Annotated in this window: 10 protein-coding genes; 8 read left to right on the forward strand and 2 right to left on the reverse strand. The window is 58.8% G+C overall.

Annotated features, from left to right (window positions below; all coding sequences use genetic code 11):
• The first annotated feature begins 36 nt into the window (after nt 1-36).
• From HMPREF1121_RS04430 to HMPREF1121_RS04465, 8 genes are all read left to right on the forward strand, one after another.
• Nucleotides 37-369 (forward strand): hypothetical protein, encoded by a 333-nt coding sequence (locus tag HMPREF1121_RS04430; RefSeq protein ID WP_044114934.1) that lies wholly within the window; start codon nt 37-39, stop codon nt 367-369.
• Between the two features lie 201 nt (nt 370-570).
• Nucleotides 571-2,910: a TonB-dependent receptor gene (locus HMPREF1121_RS04435; protein ID WP_232223734.1), complete on the forward strand. Its 2,340-nt coding sequence runs from the start codon at nt 571-573 to the stop codon at nt 2,908-2,910.
• Between the two features lie 44 nt (nt 2,911-2,954).
• Nucleotides 2,955-3,743 (forward strand): hypothetical protein, encoded by a 789-nt coding sequence (locus HMPREF1121_RS04440; RefSeq protein ID WP_044114936.1) that lies wholly within the window; start codon nt 2,955-2,957, stop codon nt 3,741-3,743.
• A 19-nt stretch (nt 3,744-3,762) separates the two neighbouring features.
• Nucleotides 3,763-4,863: a hypothetical protein gene (locus tag HMPREF1121_RS04445; protein ID WP_044114938.1), complete on the forward strand. Its 1,101-nt coding sequence runs from the start codon at nt 3,763-3,765 to the stop codon at nt 4,861-4,863.
• Between the two features lie 514 nt (nt 4,864-5,377).
• Nucleotides 5,378-6,538 carry an ABC transporter substrate-binding protein gene (locus tag HMPREF1121_RS04450; RefSeq protein WP_044114939.1) on the forward strand — a complete coding sequence of 387 codons (1,161 nt, stop codon included), beginning with the start codon at nt 5,378-5,380 and terminating at the stop codon, nt 6,536-6,538.
• 3 nt (nt 6,539-6,541) lie between these two features.
• Nucleotides 6,542-7,576, forward strand: a complete 1,035-nt coding sequence (locus tag HMPREF1121_RS04455) for a FecCD family ABC transporter permease (protein WP_044114941.1) — start codon at nt 6,542-6,544, stop codon at nt 7,574-7,576.
• Entirely contained in the window at nt 7,563-8,597 is a 1,035-nt protein-coding gene (locus HMPREF1121_RS04460) for an ABC transporter ATP-binding protein (protein ID WP_044114942.1), read from the forward strand. Before HMPREF1121_RS04455 ends, HMPREF1121_RS04460 begins: the two co-directional genes overlap by 14 nt.
• Before the next feature lie 15 nt (nt 8,598-8,612).
• The gene (locus HMPREF1121_RS04465; RefSeq protein WP_052353594.1) at nt 8,613-10,718 is read left to right on the forward strand and encodes a TonB-dependent receptor domain-containing protein; all 2,106 of its coding nucleotides are present in this window, start codon (nt 8,613-8,615) and stop codon (nt 10,716-10,718) included.
• 91 nt (nt 10,719-10,809) lie between these two features.
• Here HMPREF1121_RS04465 and HMPREF1121_RS08650 read toward each other — a convergent pair whose 3' ends face one another.
• Nucleotides 10,810-12,291: a PepSY domain-containing protein gene (locus tag HMPREF1121_RS08650; RefSeq protein WP_052353595.1), complete on the reverse strand. Its 1,482-nt coding sequence runs from the start codon at nt 12,289-12,291 to the stop codon at nt 10,810-10,812.
• A gap of 112 nt (nt 12,292-12,403) precedes the next feature.
• Entirely contained in the window at nt 12,404-13,408 is a 1,005-nt protein-coding gene (gene gap, locus HMPREF1121_RS04480) for a type I glyceraldehyde-3-phosphate dehydrogenase (RefSeq protein ID WP_044114945.1), read from the reverse strand.
• Nucleotides 13,409-14,096 lie beyond the last annotated feature (688 nt).

Here is a 14,096-nt window from a genome sequence, read left to right on the forward strand (position 1 = left end):
GTTATATTTGCAGGCAGTAGCACCTCGCACAAGATTATGCAGACCAACGAGCGATATACCCGTCGGCTGGCGACCCTCTTCCTCGGGCTCTTCCTGAGTCTCCTGGCGATGGTCAGCCTACACGACTTCAGCCACCGCGCTGACGCCGTGCAGGATGTCGTATCTACAGAGGGCTACACCTCCCACGTGACGAAGACCGACTGCTCGATCTGTCACTTCGTCCATACCCCGTTCTTAGCTCTCGCCATCGGCACGCTGCTCGCAGCAGTGGCTCTCGGCGTGTGCCTCCTCGGGGTGCGCCTGGTGCGCCTGGCCCACTCGATCCGCAGGGATGCGGTACAGCTACGGGCTCCTCCCACCTTCGCCTAAATCGCTTACCAGAGGCCACTTGTAGGGTAATCTTTGCCCTGCCTCTGCCCCCTATGCATCACTTATAGCGTGCTCCCTGCCTGTATGGGAGTGCTACGCTTGGCCGTGTAGCTCGTGGCTACAGCTGGCTATATACGCGAAGAGGACCGCTATGCTATAGCCTCTTCCCGACCCTTCATCCATATCATCCTTTTCCTACCTATGTGCTATCTATCACTGGCAAGATGGCGCGGCGTCCTCCTATCTCTGGGGATGCTCCTCGCCCTTGCCCTGGGTGCATACCCTGTGCATGCCCAGAGCCGTAGCCTCATCATCCAGGTCCTCGACGATCGAACTGGAGAGCCTCTCCCAGGCGCCGTCGGCCACATCGGCCGTCGCTCCATGCAGACCGACCTCAAGGGCCAGCTGACCCTCGCCCTCACGGGGAGCGAGGAGGACGGCCTGCACGTCCATCTCGTCGGCTATCACGAAGGCTTCATCCCTCAGGACAAGCTCCGCAGCACCCCCAGCCCCTTCACCCTGCGTCTGCGCCCTGAGGACCGCGACCTCTCTTCGGTGAAGGTCGTCGGCAACCGCCGTCCCGTCTCCGCCAACGTCGTCTCCACGAAGGTCTCTACCGAGCGCATCGAGCGCAACCTCGGGCGCAACCTCGCTTCCCTCCTCACCGAGGTCAGCGGCGTCACGAGCCTGCAGACGGGCACGACGACAGCGAAGCCCGTCATCCACGGCATGTACGGCACGCGTGTGCTCATCGTCAATAATGGCGTCCGTCAGTCAGGCCAGCAGTGGGGCGACGACCACGCCCCCGAGGTCAGCGTCGACGCCAACGACCAGGTCCACGTCGTCAAGGGCGCCGAAGCGGTACGCTATGGAGCAGAGGCGATCGCTGGTGTGATAGTCATGAATCAGAGCTCTTTGCCTTACGATGAAGCTGGTCTGAGAGGAAGCATAGCAGGAGCGTACGCCACGAATGGGCACCGCCTGAGCTCGTCCGTACGCCTCGAAGGGACCTTCCCAGGCTACACGCCTTTAGCCTACCGCCTGCAGACATCTTACACCAATGCAGGGGACCGATCCTCAGCCCACTACCGGCTGATGAATACCGGGGTGCGTGAGCTCAACAATGCCCTCACGCTGGGATGGAGAAAAGACCAGCTGACGATCGAAGGTCTCTTCAGCCGATATCAGAATAAGACGGGCCTTCTGCCCTCCGGCCATCTGCGTAGCCGAGAAGGCATGGCGGAGCTCCTTGAGCGAGGGAAGCCTGACCTCTTCCGCCCCTTCTCCCGTGAGATCAGTAGCCCCTACCATAGCGTCGTCCACTATCTAGCTCGACTCAAGGGGACTTGGAGCAATGAGCATCTCGGGCTCTTCACGCTCCAAGGCTCCCTCCAGCGAGACCGCCGAGAGGAGTACGCCATCCGCAGAAACAGTGCCTACTCCGCAGTACCGACCCTCTCACTCTCTCTAACCTCCCTTCAGACCGATGCCTCATGGCGCAAGCACTACCACCACTGGGATAGCGAAGTCGGATTACACGGCGAGTACCTTGACAACTACAGTAACGCTGGCACTGGCTTCACGCCGCCGATCCCGAACTATACCCAGACCTCTTGGGGTGGTTATGCTCTACAGCGCTACCAAGCTGACCACTTTGGCCTTGAAGCAGGGCTTCGCCTCGAGCAGACGAAGATGCGCGTCGCAGGCTACAACATCGCAGGGGAGTATTTCTCTGGGGATCACAACTTCACCAATCTCACTTACACCCTCGGTGGACACCTACACCTGTGGAAGGGCGGCAAGCTGACGAGCAACGTAGGACTCGCCTTCCGTGCACCACATGTACAGGAGCTCTACAGCCTGGGTAGCCAGCACGGCTCTGCAATCTTCGTCTACGGAGACAGCACACTCCGCTCGGAGCGCGGATATAAGTGGGTGACATCACTCACGCACCACTCCGATAGATGGGACTTGAACATCGATGGCTATCTCCAGTGGATGGACGGATATATCTACGAGGAACCTTCGAATGAGTTTGCCCAGACACTTGCTGGGGAATATCCCATCTTCCGCTACCGCCAGCGGGATGCTTTCTTCCGTGGATTCGATATCGATACCCGCTACTACATACTACCCGAGCGACTCTATGCTCGTGTCAAGGGCTCTATGGTCTGGGCCGAAGAGCGTAAGACCGGTCGCTACTTCCCCTACATACCTGCCCTCCGTCTGTCGGAGGAAGTGGGAGTACGCATAGACCTACCCAAGAGTTGGCAGAGCGAGCTGTCGGTCAGTCATCTCTTCGTCGACCGACAGCACCGCTTCGATAGGAGCACGGATCTTACGGATAGCCCCAGCCCCTACCACCTCTTCGGCCTTGAAGCAAGCCTCTCAAAGCCCCTCCGTGGCCGTCAGGCTCTTCGCCTCACCCTCGGCGTAGATAACCTCTTCAATACAGAGTACAAGGAGTACACGAACCGTGCACGCTACTACGCTCACGATGCTGGTCGCGATGTCCGCCTGGCACTGCACTGGCACTTCTAACTGATCAACAACAAGACTTCCACACTTAATCTCCAATTAAAACAATGAACCGATTCCCTCTACGTCTCCGCTTCGGAGCACTCGCCGTCCTCCTCGTAGCTATCCTCAGCAGCTGTGGTAAGACTACCCCTAAGGTCCCCACCGATGAACGACAGAACAAGGGGCATGACCAGCCCACTATCGCCCAGCTTACCCTCACCCAAGGGACACTCAAGGCTGGCAAGACCTTCTCCGCTCAGATGAGCCCAGACGATGTCGAGCTGGACCGTGTACATCAAACCATCGAGCTTGACCAAAGTAGCGGTCAGATCAAGTACACCGAAGGTGCGGGCTACGTACGACGCTTCTCGGTAGAGAGCACGACGAAGGTGCCTAACCGCGTCTACCTCCTGACCATCAACTATAAGACTGCTACGGGCGAATCTATGGATGCTCAGCTCGTATCTGATGAGCAGATCAACCGCCATCAGCACTTCTTCAAGCAGATCCTCGGCTACAGCACCGACGGGAGCAATGCCCCCATCTTCGCCCGCTACAAGGAAGCGCTGAGCTACGACTACGCTTACTGCGACCGCATCCCCCGGAAGCAAAGCAATGGCTCGGAATATCTCGACGCCAATCCCGTCGGGCTCTCGGGCTTCCTCATGTTCGTCAAGCCCGCCAATGGAGCTGAACCCAAGGAAGTAACTATGCTCATCACGCTGGGGCACTTCTTCAATACGAAGTTCACCTCCGCTGGCTCCAAGAGCATCCGTCCTTTCTACTCTACCGTCCTGCCAGGTGCAGACTCGGATATCAATATGACGATCCACTTCGACGTCGCCACCAACTAACCTCTCGACTTCATCCATTATGAAAGCAACATTCATCAAGACCCTCGCCCTCAGCCTCCTCGCAGTAGTGACGCTGGGCCTCTCTGCTTGTAAGGGAGATGATACCCCCAATGTCCCACCCACCCCTTCTCCCTCTACATCTGGAGAAATCGCTCGAGTCACTATCAAGCTGAGCATGGGGCATCTACATGGGAAACAGGACTTCCACTTCGTGCCCTCGTCAGGCAAGTATGACCTTCGAAATATCTATGATAGCCAGGAGTTCACCTTCGTCAAGAATGGCGATACCTGGAGCTTAGCACCAGGGGCACCTTATTCTGACCTCATCGCCTTCCAGCTCTTTGCCTGGGATCCTAAGGTCTACTCCTCTATCGCTCCCGACTATGGAGCTGTCATTGAGCTCTACGATGCCGAGGGCAAGCTGCTCAATGACCAATACACCTCTGAGGAGCTTCGCTCACAATATCAGTTCTTCTTCTACCCCACAGAAGCTACAGACTTTGATGGCAAGCCCATAGCAGTCAATGCTGCTGACCCCACCAGCATCCTACGCTATGTCTACTGCGACACCAATGTCTGGAATCAGTCTGCCTCTAAGAGCCCCACAGATAATGCTGGGAAGAAGCTCTACTATTTCCTCCCCGAGACGGAGCCTATCGGCATCAAGGGCTACTACCAGTTCCCCGAGACAGGCCACTTCCTCCTGAACATCGACCTCTGGCATAGCCCCAAGGGGAAGCTTGAGGGTGGTAAGGCTTCGCCCTTCTTCGCCCCCAACGCTACAGTGAAGTCAGGCAAGCGACTCCTCCACCTCACTCTCCCCGTCAATATCGCGGCACAGAAGCGCTTCATGGATGAGGTCATCGAGGGCATCCTGAACGATTACAGCCGTCGTGTACGCGAAGCTGAGGATAAGGACAAGGACAAGGTGCAGTATCAAGCTGTTCCACTCGATCAGCTGACCTCACCTAATGGCTACTTCACGGACGAAGAGATGCGTACCTTCGCTCAGCGCATGATGAAGCTCCTCGGTACGACGGACTGGGAGCGTGTAGCTATGGACTTCTATCGCTACTACTCTTCTACGGGCGACGAAGGGAGCAATAAGGGCTACTTCTAGCACTCTCTCCCATTCGTATCAGATACAGACAACGCTGTAATCCCACTCCATAAGCAAGCGGCGGCAGCCCCCGATGGGGGCTGCCGCCGCTCATTATATGATAGCTGTACGTCTTCTTTGAGAAAATGCCTCGACCTCTACGAGAAAAAGCGGCGTAGCACTACGCCTAAAGCGGCGTCCACGCACGTAGATCTTAGGACTACGCACGTGGATGATAGGATTTACGCACCGAGATTATAAATCCACGTACCAAGACGAAGGAAAAGCTATATAGGAGCCGACTTATAGCACTACGGGGACGGCCGTTTTTCTCCTACTCTTCGGGGAAAAGGCAATATAGCTCGCTCCCCCGCCATCGTAGCGGAAGAGCCATGCATCGGGGAGCTATGCGGGGCATTCAGCGCAGGGCGCAAAGCGCTCTATATGAAGAAGCCGTATTCTTCTTGTACCTTTGTGCTGGAATTTCGGTTCCCCGTGCCTCTTTGGAGGCACACGTATCCTAATGTAATTACGCATGACCAAGCCTTTACTTCTCCTTGCGTGCCTCCTCATGCTCTTAGGGAGCTGCACAGGACACTCCAGCCAGCGTACGGCTGCCACAGATAGCATCGTCGCCGATAGTGCGGACTTCGCGCATGCCGTGCACTTCGACCATGCCAAGGGCATCCAAGTAGCCAACCATCCTGGCTACAAGGAGGTGTTTATCTTCACCCCCGACGAGCCCGATACCCTCGCCCGCTACATCCTCTACCCTCGCGATCATAAGCCCGAGGTGAATGCCCCTGGCGCACGCTTCATCGCTGTACCCGTGCGCACCATGGGTACGCTCTCCACGACGGAGATCGGTGCACTGACGCTCCTCGACCTGCGTGATGTCCTCGTAGCATGTAGCGACCCACGCAACATCAATGACAGCATCCTCGCCGAGCGCACGCGCCGTGGCGAGATCGCCGAGATCGGCCGTGGCATGGGGCGCAATGTCGAGCAGATCATCGCCACCCACCCCGAGATCATCATGCAGGGTCTACAGGACTCCGATGGCAAGGACGAGGACATCCGCGCCTCAGGTATCGAGATCGTCTTCTTCAATAACTGGAAGGAGCAGAGTCTCCTCGGGCGTGCTGAGTGGATGAAGTTCATCGGGATGCTCTTCGGGCGCAATGTCCGTGCCGAAGAGACCTTCCAGCGCATCGAGCGTGAGTACCTCGAGGCCAAGAAGATCGCTGCGCAAGAGCCCGACTTCCGCCCCGTCCTCTACGGGCAGGACTACAAAGGCTCGTGGTACGTCCCTGGCGAATACTCCTACGTCACCTCGATGCTCACCGACGCACACATCAAGTATGACTTCATCCCTGGGCAGGTGACGAATAAGCCCATGAGCTTCGAATACGTCTTCAGCCGTCACCGCCATGCTCCCGTATGGCTCAGCATGATGGTCGGCAAGGACATCACCCTGAAGGACTTCCTCTCGATGAACGAGCGCTACCAGCACTTCGATGCAGCCAAGGCGGGCAACGTCTGGATCGACCGCAAGCGTGTCAATGAGTACGGGGGTAATGACTACTGGGAGAGCGGGCCCTACAACCCGCACCTCATCCTGAAGGACCTCATCAAGATCACGCGTCCGCACCTCCTCCCCGACTACGAGACGACCTACTGGGTCAAGCTACAGTAGCCCATGCGCGCACGTCACTCGATCCTCTTCCTCCTCATCTCGCTCGGCATCGTCGTGGCCTTCGTGCTCGACATCATGTGGGGCAGCGTCTCTCTGCCTGCGAGCGATGTCATCGACACGCTCCTCGGCCACGGTGAGCATACGACGACGAGCTACGTCGTCCTGAACTTCCGCCTGCCGAAGGCGCTCACCTCGCTCATCGCTGGCGCAGGGATCTCTATCGCTGGCCTGCAGATGCAGACGCTCTTCCGCAACCCCCTGGCCGATACCTCGATCCTCGGGATCAATAGCGGTGCAGGCGTGGGCGTAGCGATCTATACGATGGCTTATACGCTCTTCCCCTCGCTCCTCTCTACGGCAGGCGTGGCGGACACGTGGGGCATCATCCTCGCTGCCTGCATCGGCGCACTCAGCGTCCTCCTGATGATCTCCGCCGTCTCGAGCCGTCTGCACGACATCGTCTCGGTGCTCATCGTCGGGGTGATGATCGGCTTCCTCGCCTCGAGCGTCATCTCCATCCTGCAGTACTTCAGTGACGAAGATACGCTGAAGACCTACCTCATCTGGAGCTTCGGTAGCGTGGCGGGCACGACCTGGCGCCAGCTGCAGCTCATGCTCCCCGTCGTCCTCGTCGGGCTCATCGCTGCCCTCCTCATGCCGAAGCAGATGAATGCCCTCGGCCTCGGGGAGAACTATGCGCGCTCCGTCGGGACGAACATCCGTCTGGTACGTCGTCTACTCATCGTCATCACCAGCATCATCACGGGCTGTATCACGGCCTTCACGGGGCCTATTGCCTTCCTCGGCATGGCCGTCCCGCACTTCGTACGTCTACTCTTCCGTACGGCCGACCACCATATCCTCGTCCCAGCGACGATCCTCTCGGGCTCCTTCCTCCTCCTCGTGTGTGACCTCCTGACGCAGGCCCCAGGCCATCAGTTCGTCCTCCCGATCAATGCGATCACCTCGCTCCTCGGCGCCCCCGTAGTCATCCTCGTCGTCCTGGGTAATAAGCGTAAGCGCGATGCCTTCAAGTAAGACACAGCACCTCACGATCGAGCTCCGCCACCTGCGCACAGGCTACACGGAGCGTCGCCGTAGCGTCGTCATCTCCCCCGACCTCAGCCTCTCCATTCGCCCTGGCGAGATCGTCATGCTCATGGGCCCCAATGGCAGTGGGAAGTCCACGCTCATGCACACCATGGCAGGCCTGCTACCACCCCTTGCTGGCGAAGTAGAGCTGGGAGAAAAGCCCCTCTCCAGCCTCACGATGAAGGAGGTCGCCCGTCAGCTGAGCCTCGTACTCACCGAGCGCATCCCCGCAGGCAACATGGACGTCTGGGAGGTCGTCACCATCGGTCGCTACCCCTATACGGGCTTCCGTGGTGTGCTCAGTGCCGAGGACAAGCGTATCTGCGAAGAGGCGCTCGCCACGTGCCGCCTCACGGAGCTACGCGAGCGTATCTTCGACACGCTGAGTGACGGCGAGAAGCAGCGCGTGATGATCGCCCGTGCCTTAGCGCAAGAGACTCCACTCATCCTCCTCGACGAGCCCACGGCGCACCTCGACCTCCCCTCCCGTCTGGAGGTGACGACGATGCTCCGCACGCTCGCCCACAAGCTCGGCAAGAGCATCCTCATCTCCACGCACGAGCTCGATCTGGCCCTCGGCTGGGCAGACACGATCTGGCTCCTAGACCGCTCGGGAGCTATCACAGCCAAGGCCCCCGAAGACCTCATCCTCGATGGCGATATCGAGCGTGTCTTCGGCGACCCACGTCTGCGCTTTGACCAGGAGCGAGGGGAATTCTCCATCGCCGAAGAGCCCGGTCAGCAGATCCATCTCACGGGCGAAGGCCTACGCTACAGCTGGACGTGCCGTGCGCTTCACCGCCTCGGCTACGGCATCATCTCTGGCGACCTGCCGCCCGAGACCAGCAGCATCACCATCAGCGAAGCAGGCTGGACGCTCCGCACCCCTACGGGGATCACGACCCAGCATCACTCTATCACCGCACTCCTCTCCGCCCTCGGAGAGCGCAGTGCATCTGTATATTAACCAAGCAAACAACGTATGAAACAAAAGCTAACGCTTCTCATCGCGGCGGCCTCACTGGCCCTCCCGCTCTCAGCAAGCACCACGGATAGCCTCCGTACCGCAAACATTGACGAGGTCCTCGTCTACGGTACGCGCTCCATCCTTCCCCTGAAGAAGGTGCCCAGCAAGATCGAGGTCATCAGCGCCGAGACCATCCAGCGCTCGGGCTTCACCAGCCTGCCCGACCTCCTGAAGAACTACAGCAGCGTCGACGTCATCCAGTACCCTGGCTTCAACGCTACCGTCGGTATCCGTGGCTTCAAGCCTGGTAAGGCCTATACCACCGTCCTCATCAATGGGATCCCCACGGCATCGGAGAACATCTCCACCATCGCCCTCTCGGATATCGCACAGGTAGAGATCCTCAAGGGTCCCTTCTCCTCGGTCTATGGCACGAATGCTATGGGTGGTGTCATCAACATCGTCACTGTACAGCACAAGGAGCAGCTCACGGGCCGCGTCTCCGCTACGGCTGGTAGCTACGACAACTATGCCGGCACGCTCGCCCTCGGTGGGCGCATCGTCTCGGGTCTGTCCTTCGACCTCAGCGCCGGCTACACCAGCGAGCACACGAACTACAAGGCGGGTAACAACGATATCCTCCGTCACAACAGCCTCGCCAAGGCTATCGTAGACCCCGAGACGCGTGGCGCTACGATGCCTGGTAGCACCTATGGTGTCTACACGGGTAGCCTTCGCCTCGGCTATGACTTCTCGCCTAACTGGTCGGTGAACGCCTACGAGAACCTCTTCATCGGCGACGCTATCCGCACGGGCGGTAGCATCTACGGGGTCTACGGCCTCTCGCAGAAGGACATCACGCGCTCGCTCACTTCGCTCGAAGTCCTCGGGCAGGTCGGCATCCATCGCCTCGCACTGCGCCCCTACTACTCCTTCGAGGTGTCGCAGAACTACGACAAGGCCGGTAGCGGTGCTATCATCAACTACCGCCGCAATGGTCAGGACTACGGGACTATCCTGCAGGACGACATGACGCTCGGCGCACACCGCCTGACCCTCGGTGCCGACTACAAGAAGAGCGACACGAAGACCAAGTCCTTCGACGCTAAGGGTGCCCAGAAGGCGAGCTACAACCCCGACTACTCGACCTCCAGCCTCGGCTTCTTCGCCCAGACGAATCTCAGCGTCACCGAGCGCTTCATCGTCTCTGCTGGTGCACGCCTCGACCTCATGCGCTTCGACCTCAGCGCCGATAGCCGCCTCAAGAGCGAAGCTAAGCACGAGCAGCACCTCGTCTTCAGCCCCAACCTCGGTCTGAAGTATGAGCTCGCTCGCGGCCTGCGTCTGCACGCCTCTGCTGGGACGGCCTTCGCTGCTCCTGACGCCTACCGCAAGGCCGGTCAGTACACCAGCGGCAAGACGACGACCGTAGGGAATCGTGACCTGCGCCCCGAGAGCTCACTGACCATCGACGGGGGGATCGGCTATACCAACTATGAGAAGGGTATCGACCTCGACGCTACGTACTTCTACACCGACCACAAGGATATGATCGTCGACAAGGTCACGACGAATCCCGACAAGACGGCTACGAAGACCTTCATCAATAGCGACAAGGCTCGCATGCACGGCCTCGAGCTGATGGCCGCCTACGACTTCGGTAGCCTCGTGGACTACGCCTTCTCGCTGAAGGCCTATGCCAACGCTACGCTCCTCCTCCACTCGAAGATGAAGCTCGCCGCCGCCAGCGACTGGACGCCTATCAAGTACGTGCGCTCGCAGAACGTCACCTTCGGCCTCGACTTCACCACACGCGAAGGCCTGCAGTTCGGCCTCTCGGGTCGCTACATCGGCCAGCGCTGGGAGGACAACTGGTTCGGCTACTACCCCAATATCCGCACGGGGCTCGCTGCACGCGTAGCTGCTGAGCAGCCCGACTGGGGCGGTCGTCTCCAGCACCCCTCGGCACTGATCTTCGGGGCTTCGCTGCACTACACCATCAAGCAGCGCCTCGGTCTGGGGGTCAATGTAGACAACCTCTACGACGAGCACTACACCGAGAAGGACGGCTACCACATGCCTGGCCGTACGGTACGCTTCAAGCTTAGCTACCAGTTCTAAGCCCCCCTGCTAAGGACTTCCCCTATATACACGTATCCCCCACGATCCGCTCGGGTCGTGGGGGATACGTGTATATAGGTGGGTGAGGCGCTTAGTGCTTCTTCTTCCCGCGACGGCGCAGGAGACGGCGCACATAGTCGAAGGCGAGCATCAGCCCCGTCAGCGAGGTGATGAGCCCGATGAGCATGAATGCCCACATCACGACGGGCCATGCCCCTGGGGTATTCACCAAGGGAGCGAACTGCAGGCGGTGGAGCTTCATGAACATCCATGCGTCGATGCGCTCACTATCCGCATACATACGCCACATACCCGTCTTGGGATCGACGTAGTAGGTGTGGTGGTCCTTCGTGTCGATAGCGATGCGCCAGACGGGCAAGGGGAGCTTGCCAGCGCGGTGGATGTAGTACGTGTCGTACTTGTCCATCAGCTCAGCCGTGTAGTGATGCCCTTCGCCGAAGACCGTGCGGAGCTCGGTGATGATCTCGGCGCTGTCGAGGCTGAGGCGCTTGGGTGCTACGGAGCGACCATCATAGTAGTGCGCCTCCTGCCCATCAGCCTTCAGCACAGGGATATGCCCCAGCGAGGTGAAGGTCAGAGCACGTAGCTCGGGCTCAGCCTGACGCAGGGCCGTGAGGTCGGTGCAGTAGTCCGTCATACCGAGCGGTCTTCCCTCGAGCTGCTCCACGGGGTAGTCCGTCGTCTCGGTGTGGGGGAAGTGCACGACGGAGAGCAGGCCCGTCAGCACCCACGCGATGATGAGCACACCTCCGACGGTGCCGAAGAAGTGGTGCCACTGGTAGCGCTTGCGGGGGAAAGGCGAGAAGAGCTTCGCGGCCTTCTTCTTCGCACGGCTACGGTAGTGCACGATGCCGAGGTAGAAGCCCGTCAGCGCCATGAACGTACCGATAGCGCCGAGGACGATGATGACCCAGCGCCAGAGGTCGGCACGCGAGCGGATGTAGGTGAAGTAGATCCAGTGCGGGATAGCACCAGCCCAGGCCCAGAGACGCTCGCTGCGGGTGGACTCCTGCAGCACGTCGCCCGTCACGCTCGAGACATAGACCTCATGCCCGGCGCCTCCGGTGAGAAGGAGACGATAGAAGGGAAGGTCCTCCGTGAGGCGTGAGAAGGGCGTCCACTGGTCGAGCTCCGTGATGGTGTCGATGCGCTCGATGCGCTGCCCCCAGCGTGCGGCGATGGTCTCCAGATACGCTCTGTCGAGCTGGAGCGAGCGCAGGCTGTCGCCGTCGAAGGCCAGCTCACGCCGCTCCCCCTCTACGGGGCGGATGACGAGACGCGCACGGCTGTCGGCATACGTCCCGCCAGAGATCTTCAGGCGCTCCAGCGGCACGGTGTCAATCTGGAGGGAGGTGAAGAGGGCGTGCAGGCTATCTGTCGTGGGCAAGCTCTCGGGGAGACGGGCGCTGTGCTTCAGCTCCTCGTCCATCGAGTACTTGGGATAGGCGTGGTAGATAAGGACGAGGCCTGAGACGAACCAGGCCACGAAGAGGACGCTCATCAGCGCACCGAGGAAGCGGTGCGTGCGCGTCATGAAGGAGCGAAAGGGCATAGTTAGGTCGAGGTCTGTGCGGTGGTGGTAGGGATAGATAAGGCATCAGCCCCCCACCATACCATAGGCATAGCGGGGGGCTGATAAGAGGTTTATGAACTCGGTCGGGGGATTAGCCGTTGACCTTAGCCATGTGAGCTACGAGGTCGAGGACCTTGTTGGAGTAGCCGATTTCGTTGTCGTACCAGCTGACGAGCTTGACGAACTTGTCCGTCAGAGCGATACCAGCCTTAGCGTCGAAGATAGACGTACGCGTGTCGCCGAGGAAGTCGCTTGATACGACATCTTCGTCCGTGTAGCCGAGGATACCCTTGAGTTCGCCTTCAGAAGCCTTCTTGATAGCTTCGCAGATCTCTGCGTAGGTAGCAGGCTTAGCGAGGTTGACCGTGAGGTCAACGACAGAGACGTCGAGGGTAGGTACGCGGAAGCTCATACCGGTGAGCTTACCGTTGAGCTCGGGGATGACCTTACCTACAGCCTTAGCAGCACCCGTAGAAGAAGGGATGATGTTGCCAGCAGCAGCGCGGCCACCACGCCAGTCCTTGGCAGAAGGACCGTCGACAGTCTTCTGCGTAGCCGTCGTAGCGTGAACCGTGGTCATCAGACCGTCGGTGATACCGAAGTTGTCGTGGAGGACCTTAGCCAGAGGTGCGAGACAGTTCGTCGTGCAAGAAGCGTTAGATACGAACTGCGTGCCCTTGACGTACTTGTCGGTGTTGACACCGCAGACGAACATAGGCGTGTCGTCCTTAGAAGGAGCAGACATGACGACGTACTTTGCACCAGCGTCGATGTGACCCTGAGCCTTTTCCTTAGAGAGGAAGAGACCCGTTGATTCGACGACGTACTCAGCACCGATTTCGTTCCACTTGAGGTCAGCGGGGTTCTTTTCGGCGGTGACGCGGATCGTCTTACCGTTGACCACGAGGTGGCCATCCTTGACTTCGACCGTACCGTCGAAGCGACCATGCATCGTGTCATACTTGAGCATATAAGCCATATACTCTGCATCGAGGAGGTCGTTGATACCTACGATCTCGATGTCGCTACGCTTCTGGGCTGCACGGAAGACAAAACGGCCGATACGTCCGAAGCCGTTGATACCTACTTTAATCATCTTTATTATTCGTTTCGTTAAACTGATTTACTGAATCTCTCTGTTGCTGGATGATAGCCCCTTGGTGAGGGGAACATCTTGCGATACAAAATTACAGAAATTTATCCACACCTATGGTTTATTTCCGAAAATATTTTGGTAAGTGCGCCCTTACCGCCCATTTTGCCCCGCAAACCACCCCACAAAGCCTCACCAACGACCTGCCGACGACCCGCTCCCCGATGCTCCTTTGTCCCCCTTCTCCTGCCCTTTGCCTACGCGCCTTCTCGAAGGGTAAAAAGTAACCAGTACTGGTCACTCGTCTGACCAGTACTGGTCGCAGCGCGAAGCAGTAGTGGTTGATATCAGTTACCAGTACTGGTCACGTCGGTGACCAGTACTGGTTCGTATACCCCTCTCCTCTTCTTGTCGTGACAGCCTTTCGCTACAGCTCTATCTATGATAGACACCGCTTGCACCACCACCCTCCACAGGGTGATAAATCAACCTATATAGGTCGGTGGGCTGACCTATATTGGTCCGACGACGAAGCTATATAGGTCGCGATGACGACCTATATAGGTCAACCCACCGACCAATATAGGTTCACACCACCCCCTTCCGCAAGCCCGCACCCTTCCCCCCATAGCTCCCCCGCCGTACTCCCCGTCGAAAGGGCTAACTTTGACGACGAAGAAGCCTCGCCTTT

This window comes from Porphyromonas sp. KLE 1280, assembly GCF_000700805.1.
In the GTDB taxonomy this organism is placed as follows: Bacteria; Bacteroidota; Bacteroidia; order Bacteroidales; family Porphyromonadaceae; genus Porphyromonas; species Porphyromonas pasteri.